This window comes from Oryzomicrobium sp., assembly GCF_021287045.1.
Classification (GTDB): Bacteria; Pseudomonadota; Gammaproteobacteria; order Burkholderiales; family Rhodocyclaceae; genus Oryzomicrobium.
Genome location: NZ_JAJTBG010000023.1, coordinates 1 through 16,598 on the forward strand (window position 1 = coordinate 1; position 16,598 = coordinate 16,598).

Genomic DNA, 16,598 nt, shown 5'->3' on the forward strand with positions numbered 1-16,598 from the left:
CGGCAAAATCCCGGCGCGGACGGTCACCGAAGTCGCCGCGCGGCGGACGGTCGCCGAAGCTGCGCGGACGATCCCCTTCCGGACGCGGCGGGCGGTCACCACGGTCACCACGGTCACCACGGTCACCACGGTCGCTACGATCGTCCCGCTCGCCGTAAGGGCGGTTCGGACGGTCGCCGAAGTTGCGCGGGCGATCCCCTTCCGGACGCGGCGGGCGGTCGCCAAAGCCGCGCGGACGGTCGGAGCGTTCGCCTTCGCCGCCCCGGGCCGGGCGCTCGTCGCGGGGGCCACGGGGGCCGCTGCCGCCGCCGGGACGCTCCAGCCCCTTCACCGGCCAGCCGCCCAGGGAGGCGCCGCCGCGGGCGCCGCTGCCGGAGCGGCCGGTGCCGCCGCGCTTCCAGGAGCCCGGCCGTTTCGTATCGTTCATGGTTCTGCTTTCAAAGGGCAAAGGGGAGGAGAAGGGTCAGGGGGCTAGGGTGCCAGGTGGGACTCAGGCCACCGCCAGCAGTTCCACCTCGAACACCAGGGTGGCATTGGGCGGAATCACGCCGCCAGCGCCGCGGGCGCCGTAGCCCATTTCGGGCGGAATGGTCAGCTTGCGCACGCCGCCCACCTTCATGCCCTGGACGCCCTCGTCCCAGCCGGCGATGACGTAGCGCTGCCCGAGGGGAAACTGGAACGGCTCGTCCCGATCCTTGCTCGAATCGAACTTGGTGCCGTCGGTGAGCCAGCCGGTGTAGTGCACCACCACCATGTTGCCGGCCTTGGCCGTGGCGCCGGTGCCGAAGGTCAATTCGTCGATGATCAGGCCAGTAGAGTCGGACATGGCAGCCTCCGCGAAAAAGGTAAAAAGGGCAGGCAGTTTACTCTTTCCCGCCCCGGGAAACGCAGTCCCGGCACAAAAGGCAAAGCCCCGCCACGGGGGCGGGGCCGGCCGGGACGATGCAAAGGCTCAGTCGTGGCGATGGCCGTGGTGGCGATGGCGGTGTCGGTGGCCTTTGGCGCCCCGGTGACCGTGGCTGTCGGCGGACACGTTCCGGCCCACCGCGGCACCGGCCGCGCCACCCGCACCGGCACCGACGATGGCGCCAGTGCGCCCGCCGACCGCATTGCCCACGGCCGCACCTCCCGCGCCCCCGACCGCACCGCCGATGGCGGCACCGGCCTGGTTGCGTCCCGGCGTGGCCACGGCACCGCCGGCCGCCCCGCCCACCGCGCCGCCGATCACGGCGCCGGCGGAACCGCCCACGGCCTGGCCGACGGCAGCGCCGGCGGCGCCCCCCAACCCGCCGCCCACGGCGGAACGGGTGGTGTCGGCATGAACGGTCCCCGCAGCCAGCCCGAGGGCGGCGCAGGAAATGGCGAGAAAGCGGGAAACGGCGTGGGGCGACATGGCAGTCCTCGTGTTACGGGGTTGCTTGGAATGCCATCGAGTGTAGCCGCCTGCCCGTTGCCTCCTGTTCCCCGCCAGTGACCGGGGAGCAACAAAGTGTTGCAGGATGTTATGCCGTAGCGGCGTAGCCGGTGCGGGCGATCCAACTGGCCAGGGCCCAGTCCATGCTGGCCACGTGGTTGTCGAACCAGGGCACCAGTTCCCGGGCCAGGGTGCGGCCCAGGGCGGCGTCGCCGGCGGCCACCTTGTCGCGCACCGCCACCACCACCGCCAGGGACCGGCTGTGCTCGTCCTCATGGCAACCGGTGGGAGGAAAGTGGGATTCCTCCATCCAGCGCTGCTCCATGGCGAAGTGGCGTTCGGTGTGCTCCACCAAGGCATCCATCAGGGGCACCAGGTCGGCCTCGGGCGGGGCCACCAGCAGGGCGTTCACCAGGGAGACGAATTCCCGGTGGATGTCGTCCATGGGCGCCAGATTGAGCAGGTAACGGTCCTGCCAGGCCATGCCGGCGGGTGCCTGGGCGCCACCGCTCGTCACGGCCGCAGCGGTCTCCACGGCTTGGGTTTCCATCGCAAGTTCCTCGGTCATAATGATCCCCGGGGCGGATCGGCCGCCACGCGCCCGGCGCAAAAAAACCCCTACCGGAGCAGATAGGGGCCGGGATCGGGTGATCGGTTGTAGATGTTGGTGTATTAACAGGCCCTAATTTTCCCCCCGAACCACCCGGCGCCAACTTGATCCAAGTTAAGGACGCCCGAAGGACCGCCAACGCACTCTTTTAGTGCCTCAGCCGACAACAACAATGACCGACGCCCCCACGCCCCACACTGCATCCGGCCCGCCAGCCGGGCTCTCGTTTCCCGACCGCCCCTGCCGCCCCCCTTTTCACCCGGACGAGGTGCTCGACGCCTGGTTCGGCCCCCGGGACGATCCCCGGCGCCAGTTGCCCCGGCGCGAGTGGTTCCAGGGCGGCCCGGCCTTCGACGAGGCCCTGCGCCGGCGCTTCCTGCCCCTGTGGGAAGCCACCGCCCGAGGCGACCTGGCCCACTGGCAGGCCACAGCCCAGGGGCGTCTCGCCCTGGTGATCGCCCTCGACCAGTTCACCCGCAACTTCTTCCGCGGCCAGGCCCGGGCCTTCGCCTGCGACGCGACGGCTCGGCGTATCGCCGAGGCCGCCCTGGCCGACGGCGAAGACCGGGTGCTCGCGCCGGTGGCCCGGGCCTTCCTCTACCTGCCCTTCGAGCACAGCGAGGATGCGGCCGACCAGGCGCGCAGCGAGGAACTGTTCGCTGCCCTGGCCGACGCGGCCCCTGCCCTGGCCAGCTATCTGGACTATGCCCGGCGCCACCGGGCGGTGATCCTGCGCTTCGGCCGCTTCCCCCACCGCAACGCAGCCCTGGGGCGCGCCACCACGGCGGAGGAGGCGGCCTTCCTGGCCGAGCACCCGGCCGGGTTCTAGCGGTAGCCCCCGCCGCCCGGCCGGCATTTGGCCCGGCAATGACAATCGCCTAGACTGATCGCCCCGCCCGCCTTCAGAGCCGTCATGCCCGCTCCCGACGTAACCACAGCCTCCGCCCCGTCACCGGCGCTGTTCGCCCCGCCGCCGGACGACGACGCCTTCCACGATTTCGCCGATGCCCTGACCGACCTGGTGCCGGCGGTGGAACGCACCGTCCATCGCCTGGGCCAGGCCCCGGACGACGCCGACGCGGTGGCCGAGCTGTTTCGCGCCCTGCACAACCTCAAGGGCGACGCGGCCCTCTGCCGCTTCGCCGCCGGGGTGGCCATCGTCCATCCCCTGGAAAGCCTGCTCGCCCGGGTGCGCGCCCGGGCCCTGCCCTTCAGCCCGGCCCTGGCCGAAATCGTCCTGCTCGCTCTTGATCGGCTCGAACTGGCGGTGGACACCCTGCTGCGCGGCGACCGCCTGGCCGACCAGCCCACCCTGCGCCTGCCGCCCCTGCTGGCCGGCCTGGAGCGCCTGGCCGCCGCCCCCGGCGACTGGCTGGAGGCCCTGGCCCCGGAAGTGGTTGAACAGGTCACCGGCTTTCGCCCCGCCCGGCTGGACGGGAACGAGGAGGCAACGACGGCCCCGAGCGCCTTCGTCCCCGTCAGCGTCGCCGCGGACGACCCGCGGAGCACCGACCTGGCCTTCTTCCACACCCTGGCGGAGCGCTTCGAGGCCCGCTCGCCGCGCTACGCCGGGCGCACCGCCCGGCAGTGCAGCCTGGCCCTGGACATCAACGCCGACGCCGGCCAGCCCGTGCCCCCGGCCCAGCTGGAAGCGGCGGTGTACCTCCACGACCTGGGCATGATGCTGCTGCCCGAGGCCCTGTGGCTGCGCCCGGGCAGCCTGACCGACACCGAACGGCAGGCCCTGATGCGCCACCCGGAAGACGGCGCCGGCCTGCTGGCGCGCATGCCCGGTTGGCAGACGGCGGCGGAAATCGTCACCCAGCACCACGAAATGCCCGACGGGCGCGGCTACCCCCACGGCCTCAAGAACGGCGCCATCGCCCCCGGCGCCAAGATCCTGGCCATCGTGGACGCCTTCGAGGCGGTCATGCTCAAGCACAAGGACCGGGGCTTGGCCCGCTCCACCCTGCGCGCCGTGGCCGAAATCAACGCCTGCGAAAACCAGTTCGCCCCGGAATTCATCGCCCCCTTCAACCGGGTGATGCGCCGCCGCCTGGAACGGCCGGGGGAGTAGGCGAACTGGTTATGCCGTACTCGCCCAGCAGCGCCCGCCGCATTTCGGCGGGCGCTTTTGTTCAGGGTTTAGAGCGATGACTGGATTCAACCCAAAAGAGATATTCATCAATTCGGTGCTTCAGCGGCAGCTTTTTGAGTGGAGCAGTCGTACCGAGTATTAACTGATGGAGTGCTTCTCGGCCATTGCTGCCGTTGGAGTTTTGGACCTACGATGTCCGTTGTCGATTGATGAGCGGATGTCGGTCGGAAGGTTCATTCTTAACGTCGATTCTTGCATGCCATGGTTGAGTCAAACCGACCCAATATGGCTGTTGGCGTTCAGTGGGGAGCTGGTCGAGTAAAAATAAAAGAGGGATGGCCATAATCCACATCTAGCCAACACCTCGGCTAAAAAGCCGGGCTGCACAATATCCAGAACACTGCTGCTGCAATCAACAAACCAATAGTTGCTATTGCTCCGACTGCTATCAAAATGCCCATGTGCAGCGTAATGCGGTTATGCAGTGAACCAAACACGTTCTGTAATCGGCCGGCAATGTCGGAACTGTCCTTCTTCATGATCGCCTCATGGCGATTCACCTCTTGGGTAATAACCTCAAGAGTTTGATACTGATTCCATAGTGAAAATAGTAGAAGAACACAAAAAATAAAGGCGCCTGCCAAAATGGCGCTATTGACCCATAAGTTGCCTGGGTCAGTTGTAATGCTTTTGAACTGGGTTGCTACGATAATCGTTGAGATTGGGATGCCGAGTAACTGCCCCTGGATGTCAGAAAGGGTCTTGTGGATTTTTCCCGTATACTCAATTCGTAACGCTTCGGCTTGGTCACGTATTTTCTCGAAAGAGAACGATGAGGCAAACAACTTGTAGCCGTCGACGAAGCGTTGATAAAGTTCCGAGGCTTTTCGTAGAAGTGTTGAAAATCGCTCCGAAGGCGACACGCCTGCCAAGAGTTCACACACTGCCGTTGCGCCAATTTCCTGGCGTTGTGCGGCATGGCCATCTTTTAGTTCTAGATCAGCAATAAGCTTCTCTACGGCAGCTTGATCAAACTGCATTAAGTCAGAGTCGGAATAGTTTATCGGGACGTCGAATCGGCCTTTTTGAAGAAAGACCAATGTAGCCTTCCGGTGATCAAAGATTGCAGCAGCCCCTTCAAGGGCTTTCACCAAGCGTTTGACGGTTTGGAGGCGGAGGCACAATTCTGACTCCTCCTCCCAACTTGCCGCATCCAATGAATGCACATACCAAGAAATATCGGCTGTGCCTGCTGCTAACTCTGTACTCCGAAGCAATCCTTGAATATCGGGGACGACCAGTCCGACGGCAGTACGCACGGCACCGAACTGGAGCGTAAAGGAATCTCCAACTGCAACGTTGTCTGGGTCACCGTCTTCGACTATGCACGGATAGTCGTTTGCACTATCCTCTGCAAGCAGATTTTCCAGTAGTGATGCTGTCGCCTCATCCCGAACTATTAACTCCCCACATAGACGGTTATCCCGCCATTCGCGCGAAGTCATTTGGCGGTATAGGCCTACCAGTTCGGGGAGTTTGATCCTTGGCTGCACCATGAGGGGTTGTACTTAATCAAGCGTTTGCCAGTTGTTCGATGGGATGAATGTGATCAGCTGCCTCTTCTGCTTCTGGTTGGTTGCTGACTGAGAACTCCGCCATCAGATTTGCCAATACATCCGCAGGCAGATTGCGGATGGTAATGGTTCCTTCCGCATCGTTAAACTCGATAGTATGGTCTTGTATTGCTTCCCGGTCGAATTCCAGCTTCCAATTGGAAGCCTTTGCCGAAAATCTGGTAAGACCATCCAGCCCGCGTTTTCGCGGTACGAAGCCATCCGCAATGGGCGGGTTGGACGTTGCGAAGGCTGTCCGTAGAGCATCTGGGTCAGCCGGCCAGACGCGATTTGAGAGTTCGGAGAGGTCTAGCGGCATCTTTTGTGTCGCCCGCTCGTCTGCAACGCGATAGACCTCTTTCAATAGCGTCTCTCGAACATCGTCACTCAGCCCTTGGTCGGTTGCAAACTGCTTTACCGCCTTCACCAGATTGCGCGTATCTTGCAAATCCTGCTGAACAGTTGAGCAGCCCAAGAATTTCTGGAAGTACTGCGAGACATCGTTGCTCTTGCCCTTCAGGAAGCTGATATAGCGTTCCGTACCAGCTGTCCAGTCTGTGAAATTCACGCGTCCGGCAAAACGGATGCCTTCAACGTCTAAGTGGGGGGCTTGCATAACTCGTAAGTCTTCACTGATTGCCGTCCCGGATTTGCTATTCAAGATGGCAACGACAAACCAACGGGCGCCGTTTCCCGCCGATTCCGCCATCAATACATGTCCCCCTGTGGCAAAGTTCTGGGCATCCGCTTTGTCCTTCAGAACTTGCATCATGATTTTTGAAAGAGCGAGAAAATCTGGATTCGGGGAATCTTTCAGGGCTGACAAATGAGGTTCGGCTGATACAGAATTTAGTTCAGGGTCGAATTTTCCATAGCTCTTGGCCTCCCTGTTCGCATAAACCGCGTGAACCTGATTAACCAAGTCTTTGAGTGGTGTGTCGGTTATATCTAGACATTGCTGTGCCTCGATAATGTGGGCCGGTGCGCCAGTTTCCTTTTCCAGTTTGTGGATTACTGCATTCAGAAGCTGCTGTGCCATTAAATTCCTGCCTCAATGTTGATCTATCCGTGAACACCGCCTCGCCGAATGAGAGCACAGCGTTCAGGATAGACTTTCAAGTAATTTGCTTACAGTAGGAATGTCGCCTAGCCATCAAATACGGCTATGGGCATGAATAACTGCTGTCAGCAGTGGAGGATCGTAGCCATACTAGCCTCGACACGGCCCTGCAGCACTCATATGTATGCCATGTTGCTATTGGCCGAATGGAATGGCAAGTAAAACATTTGTCATGCCTGGGCGATAAGGCAGTCTTCGCTTCCGAGTGCACTCATGCAACGAGCTTCTGTTATCAACGTCCGGTAAGGGACGGATAGCCGAAATATTGAGCTTAGACTGCCAAGGACAGCAAAGGCCGAGGAGCCGGAATTGCCCCTTTGGCAGCTTTTAGAGTGAACCGTCCTCCAGAATGGAGGCTCTATGGCGACGGTGTTCGGCGGCTGTTGGCCGAACTAAGAAAAAGTAGCAGGGCAATAACCAGCTCTCCATGCAGTCATGACCAACGATGTTCCCGGTTGCAGCAATGCACGAGCGGAAAGGGTGGGCGCGCGCAGGTTGCATGGCTGCGCCCGCCAGGAGGCGTCCGCGGCGCTGCGCAGGCGGTGGGAGCACACCGGGGGACGGCATACCCCGCCGAACACCGCGCCAATAAAGGCGCTCCTGGCATGCATCGCTAGAACCAAGGATTGGCGCGGCACTCCAGCCCTACCTCGTGAAACTCGGCTACTGGCGTAGACTTTCACGGGGTGGAAGGCGGCACTCCGCAAAAAAACGGCATCCCAAAAGGAACGCCGCTGCAAGCAGGAAGGGCTGCACCTCAAGGCGCCAGCAGGCGCAGGGTGGCGGCGGCGGCGGCGAAGCCGAAGGGGGCGGTGACGCATACCGACGAGCCGAAGCCGGCGCAGTTGAGCCCTTGGGGCCCGGTGACCAGGCCCGCGCCGGCCGGGGCAGTGCCGCCCGCGTTCCTGCCCGCACTCCCCCCCACATCCCCGGCCGCCGTACCCGCTACCGCGCAGGCGGCTTCCGGGTAGCGCAGGGGTTCGTCGGAATAGACGGCGGGGATGCCGAACTTCTTCTTGGCGTCCCGGGGGAAGCCGTGTTCCTTGCGCAGCTTGGCGCGCACTTTCGAGAGCAGCGGGTCCTGCACGGTGCGCGACAGGTCGTCCACCCGCAGCCGGGTCGGGTCGAGCTGGCCGCCGGCCCCGCCCACCACCACCAGGGGCTGGCGCTGCCGGGCGCAGTGGGCGGCGATGGCGACCTTGGCGCGCACCTGGTCGATGGCGTCCACCACCGCGTCGAAGGGCCCGGCGAGCAGGTCGGCGACGTTGTCGGGATCGACGAATTCCTCGACGCAGGTGACGACGCAGCCCGGGTTGATGGTGGCGATGCGCTGGCGCAGGGCCTCCACCTTGGCCATGCCCAGGGTGGCGTCGGTGGCCTGGAGCTGGCGGTTGATGTTGGACTCGGCCACGTTGTCCAGGTCGATCAGGGTCAGCCGGCCGACGGCGGAGCGGGCCAGGGCCTCCACCACCCAGGAGCCGACGCCGCCCACCCCGACCACCGCCACGTGGGCGCCGAGGAAGCGGTCCAGGGCGGCCTGGCCGTAGAGCCGGGCGACGCCGCCGAAGCGGCGCGCCAGATCGGGGGCGTCCCCGGTGAATTGGGCGGGCAGGTCGCTCACGCCGCCACCGTTGTTGTCGCAGCAGCCTGGGCGGCGCGCTTGGCCTCGCCGTCGAGCCACACCACCAGCCCCTGGGCGTTGAGGCGCAGGTCCACGCCCATCAGCTCCAGGCTGCGCTCGGGGGACAAGGTGGAGCCGTGGGCGCGCAGCTCGTCCAGGGTGAGGGCCTGCAAGTCGGCCAGGATGCGGGCTTCCCGGGCATCGCCGGCGTCGGCGTGGGCCCGGGCGCTGGCCACGTGGGCGTCGATCAGCCGATGCAGGGTGGCGGCCCTGGCAGGCAGGTCGGTGACCTGGCTGTAGTGGGTCAGGTAGGCGCCCTCGGCGCCCAGAGCGGCGATGCGCGACACCGACTCGTGCATGGCGTCCGGCTCGAAAGCCACCGGCGAGGTGGTGGGGAAGATGAAGGGCCGGCCATCCACGTCGAATTCCCGGTAAGAGAAGCCGAAGGTGTCGCCGGTGAACACCGCCTTGCCGGTCTCGTCCCACAGGCTCAGGTGGTGGCGGGCGTGGCCCGGGGTGTCCAGGCAAACCAGGCGGCGCGCGCCCAGCATGAACGCATGGCCCTCGCCGCCCTCGTCGATGCGGGCCGGGTCGATGGGCACCAGCTCGCCGTAGAGGCGGCGGGCTTCGTCCTTGCCGTAGACCGCTTCGACCCCGGCCATCAGCTTGGTCGGATCGGCCATGTGCCGGGCGCCCTTGGGGTGCACCACCAGGCGGGCGTTGGCAAAGCGTTGCAGGTAGGCGCCGGCGCCGCCGGCATGGTCCAGGTGGATGTGGGTGAGCACCACCCAATCCACCGCCTCGGGCCCCAGACCCAGTTCGGCCAGGGCGGCCTCGACCCGGGGCAGGGAATCGTTGCTGGCGGTATCGACGATGGCCACCCGGCCGGCATCGACGATGAAGTGGATGGCCGCCATGAGGGGCCGGTGGTAGCCGGAATCGAGGGCGTAGACGCCGTTCTTGTAGTCGGTAAGCATGGATTTCTCCTCCAGGGGGAGGCCGCATTATAGGCGGGTTAGAATCGCCGCTCCCGTCCCACCACTGTGCCCCGCCGCCCCGCATCGTCCCATGTCTTCTCCCACCCAGTTCCGCGCCGACGACGGCGAGATCATCCACCTGCACGTGGCCGGCGACGGCCCGCCCCTGGTGCTGCTGCACGGCTGGACCGCCAGCCACCAGGAATGGTTTCCCTTCCTCGCCGCCCTGACCAAGCACCACCGGGCGTACCGCTGGGACGCCCGGGGCCACGCCGGCCACCTGGTCGCCTCGGGCAACGCCCCGACGGTGACGCGCATGGCCCGGGACCTGCACAACCTGCTGGAGCACTTCGATCTGCACGGGGCCACCGTGATCGGCCACTCCATGGGGGCCCTGACCCTGTGGCAGTACCTGCGCGACTTCGGCGAAGCGCGCCTGGCCCGGGTCGGCTTCATCGACCAGTCGCCCCGGCTGGTGACCGGCCCGGACTGGGAGCACGGCATCTACGGCGACTTCGACGCGGCCCGTTCCGCCGCCTTCCTCGAACAGCTGCGCGACGACTTCGCCGAATCGGTGCTGCGTCTGGGGGCCTACGGCCTGAACAGCCGGGCCCGGGAGAAGTACGAGGAGAACGCCCGGGGCTGGGAGAAATCGCGCCAGTGGCTGCAAACCCTGCCCGCCGGCCCCCTGATCGACTGCTGGCAGAGCCTGACCGAGGCCGACTACCGGGACGTGCTCGCCACCATCACCCTGCCCGCCCTGCTCATCTACGGCGGCGAGAGCAACTTCTACCGCACTGAGACGGCCCGCCTGGTGGCCTCGCGCATCGCCAACGCGGTGCTGCACATCTACGAGGGCACCGACCACTCGCCCCACCAGTGGCAGCGCGACCGCTTCGTCGCCGACCTGCTGGCCTTCACCGGCGCGGCCTGAGGCATCGAGGCCAGCGCGGCCTCAGGCCGCCAGGGCCCGGGCCACGCCGCGCACGATGCAGCCCACCAGGGGCACCCGAGCGTACAGCTCCTCGCCGGTATCCCAGTAGTCCCGGTGGTAGCAGACCTTGCCGTCCGAGGCAAAGCGCAGGTGGGTGCTACCGTGCATCACCTGGTCCGCCGGCTTCAGCCAGCGGGTGCGGTAGCGCAGCTGCCAGATCAGCATGGCGCCGTCCGCCCCGGTGAAGCGCTGGGTGACGACGAAGCGCGGCCCCTGCACCTGGCTGAACATGTGCTGGAAGATGCGCTGGATGGCGCCGATGCCGCGCACATCGTTGAACGGGTCCTTGAAGTAGGCGTCCAGGCTGTAGAACTCGGCGAAGCGCCCCACATCCGCCGCGGTGAGATGCTCGTAGAACGCCACCAGGCGGTCGAAGGCGGGCCCGTCGGGCACCGTGGATGCGACGTTTGCGGCGTTGGCGGCAGTGGCGGAAACGGTCATGGCAAATCCTGGCGATGGAAAAGGCAGCCGGGCACGGCAGAACCTGAGATGGGGGCGGCGCCCCTCATTCCCCGGTGAGCCGGCGGATGAAGGGAAAATACAGCCGGTAGGGCAGCAGCCGGGCGAACTTGAGCCAGCCGGTGAAGCGCTTGGGAAAGTGGATGTCGAAGGCCCCGGAGGCCAGGCCGGCGACGATGGCCCGGGCCGCCTCGTCCTCGCCGATCAGGGCCGGCATGGCAAAGTCGTTGCCGGCGGTGAGCCGGGTGGCGACGAAGCCCGGGCTGACCAGCCACACCCCCAGCCCCGGGTTTTCCGGGCGCACCAGGTCCAGGTGCAAGCCCTCGGCGAAGTGGATCAGGGCCGCCTTGGCCGCCCCGTAGCCCAGAGCCTTGGGCAGCCCCCGGTAGCCGGCGACGCTGCCCACCAGCACCAGCCCGCAGGGCGGCGGCGGGGACGTCCGGGCGGCATCCCCCTCCGCCCGTGCCGCATCCAGCAACCCGGGCACCAGGCAGGCGGCGAAGGCCGCCGCGCCGAGGAAGTTGACCCGGTTGAGGCGCTCGACCTGGGCCAGCACCGGGTCGGCGGCGCCGCCGGCGAAATCCCAGGCCCGCAGCGGCACGTAGTCTCCGGCCAGGTAGATGCCGATGTCGATGCCCCCCAGGGCGGCGGCCACCTGGTCCCGGGCGGCGGCCAGCCCGGCCGCGTCGCTGGCATCGGCCGGAACCGGAATCACCGTCAGGCCCCGGCCGCGCAAGGGGGCGGCCACCGCCTCCAGGGCCTCGCGGCGGCGGCCGGAAATCGCCACCCGGGCGCCGGCCCCGGCCAGGTGGGCGGCCAGGGCGGCGCCGATGCCGGACGAGGCGCCGAGCAGCCAGACGCGCCGGCGGGCCCAGTCGCGCAGCTTGGGGTTACAGGCCATGGCGGCGCGGCCCAAAACGGTCGGGGCGACTCATCGCGCGCGCCCTCAACGTTGCGCCGGCGAGGCCGGCCGGTCGAAGGAAAGGATCACCTCGCCGAGGCGGAAGCCCCACTTGCTCATGGCCGAGCGATTGAGCATCACCCGGTCGTCCTGGAGGTACATCCAGTCGTCGAAGTCCACGTGGTAGGTCTTGCCATCCACCGGCAGCGCCAGCACGTAGCGCCAGCGCAGGGCGTTGCCCATGGCCTCGCCCTGGGCCTGGCCGACCACGTCGTCGGCGGTACCGAGGTAGCGCTTGCGCCCGTCCGGCCCCGGCGTCTGCTGGACGATGGTCCACACCCGCCGGCTGGTGGTGCCGTCGGACCAGGTGAAGCGCTCGTCCAGGGTGCCGGTGTCGCCCTGCCAGTCGGCCTGGATGCGCACATGGAAGCGCTTGACCACCGCGCCGCCCCGGTCCTGGAACATGCCCCAGGCCTCCAGGGGGCCATTGAAGTAGGTCTTCAGGTCGAGTTCCGGAGTGGTGTCCTTGTACTTTTCCACGCCGGTGCCGGCGCAGCCGGTCAGACCCAGGGTGGCGCCGATGCCGAGGATTGCCGCCAGGGCGGCCGCTGCGGGTTTCATGGGGTTCTCTCCAGGGGAAGGGACGTTTCCAGACGGGCGCGCCAGAGGAGCGCCAAGGCCAGGGCGGCCAGCTTGAACAGCACCGGCAGCAGGCAATACACCGCCGACAGCACGCCGGCCCCCTGGGCGCCGCCGCCGGGGCGGTAGCCGAGGACTGCCAGGAGCGGCAGGGCCAGACCGGCGGCCAGGGCCAGGTTGAGCTTGGTGGCCAGATTCCACAGGCCGAAGTAGCTGCCGGCCCGGGCGTCCTGGCCCGGGCGATGGCCGCGCCGGGCGCCGCTTTCGGCCAGGTCGGCGAGCAGACCGGCGGGAATCGCCAGGTCGGCCCCCAGGGCGGCGCCGGAGGCCAGGCAGACCAGACCGTAGGGCAGCACGTCGCCGGCACCGAGCCAGAAGGCCCAGGCGAACACTACGACCGCCAGGGCCATGCCCAGGCACCAGGCCCGCATCGGGCCCCGGCGGCGGGCCAGGCGCACCCACAGGGGCAGGGCCAGCACCCCGGCGGCGAAGTAGGTGGCGAGGAACAGGCCGGCGGCGGCCGGGGCGTGGATCACGTCGGCGATGAAGAACATCACCAGGGTGGCCGGCAGGGCGTTGGCCACGCCGTTGAGCATGAACAGGGCGAGCAGGCGGCGAAAGGCCCGGTCGCGCCAGGCATCGCCCAGGGAATCGCGGAAGCGGGCCTCGGCCCGGGGGCGCACCCGGTCGGCGCCGGACCAGAGCAGGGTGGGCGCGGCGCACAGGGCCAGCAGCAGGGGAAAGGCCAGGCCGAGGGAGGCCAGGGCGCGGCTGCCGGCCATGCCCTGGACGGCGCCGCCCTCCCCCGCCGGCGCCCCCAGCAGGCTGGGCAGGGCGGCGGCGAGAATCACGCCGAGCAGGCCGAAGCCTTCGCGCCAGGCGGTCAGCCGGGTGCGCTCGCCCCGGTCCCGGCCCAGTTCGGCGCCCCAGGCCTGGTAGGCGATGCTGGCCAGGCTCAGGCCGGCGTAGGCGGTGGCCAGCCACAGCACCAGCCAGCCCACCGGGGCCACGCCGCGGCCCGCCGCCCAGCCCGGGTTGAGCAGGGCCATCAGGCCGATGCCGAGGAACGGCAGGGCGATCAGCATCAGGCGGCGGCGCGGCAGGCCGTCGGACAGCCAGCCGAACCAGGGATCGGTCAGGGCATCGGCCAGGCGGGCGACCAGCAATACCGCGCCAAGCAGGGCCAGATCGACGCCGCGCCCGGCATAGAGGGCGGGCACATGCACGTACACCGGCAGCATGGCCATGGCCAGGGGCAGGCCGAGCAGGCCATAGGCCCAGGGGCGCGGCGGCGCCCGCAGGGTGAGAGAAGGAGGAGCGCCCATGGCCGGTCGCGGGAGTGGCGCCTAGCCGCCGGCGCGCTTGAGCAGCGCCTGGCGCAGGGCCGGTTCCCGGGTCTGGGGCGACAGCCAGATGGCGAAGAAGGCTCGGGCGAAGCGCTCGTCGGCCACGGCGCCGGTGAGCCGGCCGTTCAGGTAGAAGCGGGCGCCGCTGCCGGGCAGGTGGGCGCCGGTGATCTGGTCGCCCTGGCGCACGTCGGGGAAGACCTGTTCCAAGACCGTCTGCCAGCGCGCCAGACGGGCCTCGTCCTGCTCGCCGAGGCGCTTCAGCTCGTCCAGGGTGGCGCCCACCAGGCGACTCTTGGCGATGTCGCGCTGGTAGGTGAGCTGCAAGGCGTAGGCGGTGTCGTCGCCCAGGCTGTCGCCGGCCACCCAGAGCACCGCGTTGTACAGGCGCAGGCCGAACCAGCGCATCTCGCCGCTGCCCCAGGGGCGCCAGCCAGTGCCCAGGTCGCGCAGGGCGTCGGGCAGCGCCGGGGCCATGGCCCCGGCCTCTGCGGCGCTGCCAGCCTGGGCCGGCGCCGCCCAGGGGGCCAGCAGGGCCGCCGCGCCGAGGCCGGCCAGGGCGGCGAGGATGCGGCGGCGCTCAACCATGGCGCAGCTCGAACTGGACCACGTCCACCGAGCCGGTGGCGAAGCCGGCTTCGCAGTAGGCCAGGTAGAAACGCCACAGGCGGCGGAAGCGCTCGTCGAAGCCGAGGGGGGCGATGCGCGGCCAGGCGGCCTCGAAGCGTTCGCGCCACAGGGCCAGGGTGCGGGCGTAGTCGGGGCCGAAGGAGAACTGGTCCGTCACCGCCAGCCCGGCCCGGGCGGCACGGCGGCCGAATTCCCCCGGCGAGGGCAGCATGCCGCCGGGGAAGACGTACTGCTGGATGAAGTCGGTGCCGCGCCGGTAGCGGGCGAACAGGTCGTCGCGGATGACGATGCTCTGCACCAGAGCCCGGCCCTCCGGCGCCAGGGCGCGCTTGACGGTGCGGAAGTAGGACGGCCAGTAGCGCTCGCCCACGGCCTCGAACATCTCGATCGAGACGATGTGGTCGTACTGGCCGCGGATGTCCCGGTAGTCGCGCAGCATCAGGTGGGCGCGCTCATCCAGGCCGGCCCGGGCCAGGCGCTCCTGGGCGTAGGCGAGCTGGGCGGGGGACAGGGTGACGCCCTCGACCCGCACCCCGGACTCCCGGGCCGCCAGCTCGGCAAAGCCGCCCCAGCCGCAGCCGATCTCCAGCACGATCTGCTCGGGCCGGGCGCCCAGCTGCGTCAGGATGCGCCGATACTTGGCATCCTGAGCGTCGGCCAGGGAGCGGGACGGGTCGCCGGCAAAGAGGGCCGACGAGTAGGTCATGGACTCGTCCAGCCACAGCCGGTAGAAGTCGTTGCCCAGGTCGTAGTGGGCCAGGATGTTGCGCTTGCTGCCGGCCCGGGTGTTGGCGTTGAACAGGTGGCGCAGGCGGGCGGCGAGCAGGCCGCGCCAGTGGCCGTACACCGCCTTTTCCAGCACCGCCCGGTTGGCGTTGAGGCGGGTCAGCAGGGCCGCCAGGTCGGTGCTGTCGACCTGCCCGTCCAGGTAAGCCTCGGCAAAGCCGATGTCGCCCCGGGCGAGCACCCGGGCGAACACGCTCCAGTCGTGAATGTGCAGATCCACCGCCGGCCCGGCCTGGTCGTCTCCCAGCCACAGGCTGGCGCCGTCGGGCAGGCGCACGGTGAGCACGCCGCCGTGCAGCTCGGCCAGGATGTCGAGGAGCAGGGCCGCGTCCCGGGGCAGGTGGCGCACCGTGGCGCGGGAGGCACCGATGGCCGGGCTGCGCCGGGCGTCGCTGGCACTGCCGGCGTGGTCGCGCACGTTGTCCAGAACGGTATCGAGCACTTCCTCCATGCGCCCGGCCAGGGGCGCGGCGTTGAGGCGATCGAGGGTGGTTTCCAGGCGAGTCATCGCGTCGTCTCCGTAGGGGGCGGGAGCGGCTTCTTGAAGAACGGCACGCCCTTCAGCCAAAGTTGCAGGGCATGCCAGTGGATGCGCGCCATCACCCCCAGGGTCTGGGCGGGATAACGCAGGAAAGCGCTCAGGGCGAGGCCCCGGCTCAGGGGCCGGGCCTGGCCCGACAGGGCGGCGTGGAGCCGATCGGCCGCGGCCCCGGAGTCCGCTGCATCGGCAGCATCGGCCACCGCAACCGTAGCGGCGGCGTCGCCGTCGGCCGGCGTAGCCGTGTCGAAATACTCGATGCGGCTCAGCCAGCGGCCCTCCCCCGCCCCGTCGCCTGCGACGGCGGGGAAGTGGAAGCGGAAGCGGTAGCCGCCACTCACCGGGAAAAAGGGCGAGACGTGAAACACCTTGGTCGCTGCCAGGGTTTCGCCCGGGGCGATCGGCCCGCCGTCGGGGCGGGCGGCCAGGTAGTTGTGGCGCTCGCCGAAGGTGTTGGACACCTCGCAGACCACGGCGCGCAGGGCCCCGGCGGGGTCGAAGCAGTACCAGAAGCTGACCGGGTTGAAGACGTAGCCAACCATGCGCGGAAAGGTCTGCAGCCACAGGTCGCCGCCGTCGGTGGCAGCGGCCAGGCCGTGGGCGGCGAGCAGTTCGCGCACCCAGCTGCGCGGGTCGCTGCCGTCGCGCCGGCCATAGTCGGCAAAGCGCAGCGACAGCAGTCCGGCCCGGTTCACCGCGAAGGCCCGGCCGTAGCCCTCGGCCCAGTCATCGAGCCGGTGCATGGGCAGCAGGGCGTAGAACACCGGGTAGGCGAAACGGTGTCCCCGGGGCGCCAGGCGCCGGTGCATGACCTGGCCGAAAGCAAGGAGGGGCGCGGAGTTCGACATGGCC

Annotated in this window: 17 protein-coding genes and 1 pseudogene; 3 read left to right on the forward strand and 15 right to left on the reverse strand. The window is 68.0% G+C overall.

Annotated elements, in window-relative coordinates; translation table 11 throughout:
* The 4 genes and pseudogenes from LWW89_RS17190 to LWW89_RS17205 form a co-directional block, all read right to left on the reverse strand.
* Positions 1-427, reverse strand: a pseudogene (locus LWW89_RS17190) (hypothetical protein); the annotation flags it as partial.
* 63 nt (positions 428-490) lie between these two features.
* Positions 491-826, reverse strand: coding sequence for an FKBP-type peptidyl-prolyl cis-trans isomerase (locus LWW89_RS17195; RefSeq protein WP_293266416.1), 336 nt, complete (start codon positions 824-826; stop codon positions 491-493).
* Between the two features lie 126 nt (positions 827-952).
* Positions 953-1,393 (reverse strand): glycine zipper domain-containing protein, encoded by a 441-nt coding sequence (locus tag LWW89_RS17200; RefSeq protein WP_293266418.1) that lies wholly within the window; start codon positions 1,391-1,393, stop codon positions 953-955.
* 109 nt (positions 1,394-1,502) lie between these two features.
* Entirely contained in the window at positions 1,503-1,964 is a 462-nt protein-coding gene (locus LWW89_RS17205; protein WP_293266420.1) for a hemerythrin domain-containing protein, read from the reverse strand.
* Positions 1,965-2,196: 232 nt separating this feature from the next.
* Between LWW89_RS17205 and LWW89_RS17210 the strand changes: the two genes are divergently transcribed.
* Positions 2,197-2,853, forward strand: a complete 657-nt coding sequence (locus LWW89_RS17210; RefSeq protein WP_293266422.1) for a DUF924 family protein — start codon at positions 2,197-2,199, stop codon at positions 2,851-2,853.
* A gap of 84 nt (positions 2,854-2,937) precedes the next feature.
* Entirely contained in the window at positions 2,938-4,101 is a 1,164-nt protein-coding gene (locus LWW89_RS17215) for an HD domain-containing phosphohydrolase (protein ID WP_293266423.1), read from the forward strand.
* A gap of 389 nt (positions 4,102-4,490) precedes the next feature.
* Here LWW89_RS17215 and LWW89_RS17220 read toward each other — a convergent pair whose 3' ends face one another.
* The 4 genes from LWW89_RS17220 to LWW89_RS17235 all read right to left on the reverse strand — a co-directional run bounded on the left by LWW89_RS17220 (position 4,491) and on the right by LWW89_RS17235 (position 9,453).
* Entirely contained in the window at positions 4,491-5,627 is a 1,137-nt protein-coding gene (locus tag LWW89_RS17220) for a hypothetical protein (protein ID WP_293266424.1), read from the reverse strand.
* 67 nt (positions 5,628-5,694) lie between these two features.
* Positions 5,695-6,774, reverse strand: a complete 1,080-nt coding sequence (locus LWW89_RS17225; protein ID WP_293266426.1) for a nucleoid-associated protein — start codon at positions 6,772-6,774, stop codon at positions 5,695-5,697.
* 838 nt (positions 6,775-7,612) lie between these two features.
* On the reverse strand, positions 7,613-8,476 hold the full coding sequence (locus LWW89_RS17230; RefSeq protein ID WP_293266428.1) for a tRNA threonylcarbamoyladenosine dehydratase: 864 nt from the start codon (positions 8,474-8,476) through the stop codon (positions 7,613-7,615).
* A complete protein-coding gene (locus tag LWW89_RS17235; RefSeq protein WP_293266430.1) occupies positions 8,473-9,453 on the reverse strand; it encodes an MBL fold metallo-hydrolase in 981 nt (326 codons plus the stop codon). Before LWW89_RS17235 ends, LWW89_RS17230 begins: the two co-directional genes overlap by 4 nt.
* A gap of 91 nt (positions 9,454-9,544) precedes the next feature.
* On the opposite strand from LWW89_RS17235, the gene LWW89_RS17240 reads away from it, so the two are divergent.
* The gene (locus LWW89_RS17240) at positions 9,545-10,387 is read left to right on the forward strand and encodes an alpha/beta hydrolase (RefSeq protein WP_293266432.1); all 843 of its coding nucleotides are present in this window, start codon (positions 9,545-9,547) and stop codon (positions 10,385-10,387) included.
* Positions 10,388-10,408: 21 nt separating this feature from the next.
* Here the strand turns inward: LWW89_RS17240 and LWW89_RS17245 are convergent, their stop codons facing one another.
* From LWW89_RS17245 to LWW89_RS17275, 7 genes are all read right to left on the reverse strand, one after another.
* On the reverse strand, positions 10,409-10,888 hold the full coding sequence (locus tag LWW89_RS17245; protein ID WP_293266434.1) for a nuclear transport factor 2 family protein: 480 nt from the start codon (positions 10,886-10,888) through the stop codon (positions 10,409-10,411).
* 64 nt (positions 10,889-10,952) lie between these two features.
* On the reverse strand, positions 10,953-11,807 hold the full coding sequence (locus LWW89_RS17250) for an SDR family NAD(P)-dependent oxidoreductase (protein WP_293266436.1): 855 nt from the start codon (positions 11,805-11,807) through the stop codon (positions 10,953-10,955).
* Positions 11,808-11,852: 45 nt separating this feature from the next.
* Entirely contained in the window at positions 11,853-12,428 is a 576-nt protein-coding gene (locus LWW89_RS17255; RefSeq protein WP_293266438.1) for a DUF3833 domain-containing protein, read from the reverse strand.
* Entirely contained in the window at positions 12,425-13,771 is a 1,347-nt protein-coding gene (locus tag LWW89_RS17260) for an MFS transporter (RefSeq protein ID WP_293266440.1), read from the reverse strand. The genes LWW89_RS17255 and LWW89_RS17260 overlap by 4 nt, the downstream gene beginning before the upstream one ends.
* Positions 13,772-13,792: 21 nt before the next feature.
* Positions 13,793-14,380, reverse strand: a complete 588-nt coding sequence (locus LWW89_RS17265) for a chalcone isomerase family protein (RefSeq protein ID WP_293266442.1) — start codon at positions 14,378-14,380, stop codon at positions 13,793-13,795.
* Positions 14,373-15,716 (reverse strand): cyclopropane-fatty-acyl-phospholipid synthase family protein, encoded by a 1,344-nt coding sequence (locus LWW89_RS17270; protein ID WP_293266444.1) that lies wholly within the window; start codon positions 15,714-15,716, stop codon positions 14,373-14,375. Before LWW89_RS17270 ends, LWW89_RS17265 begins: the two co-directional genes overlap by 8 nt.
* Complete coding sequence (locus LWW89_RS17275; protein ID WP_293266446.1) at positions 15,713-16,594, reverse strand: DUF1365 domain-containing protein; 882 nt, start codon at positions 16,592-16,594, stop codon at positions 15,713-15,715. Before LWW89_RS17275 ends, LWW89_RS17270 begins: the two co-directional genes overlap by 4 nt.
* Between the last annotated feature and the right edge of the window lie 4 nt (positions 16,595-16,598).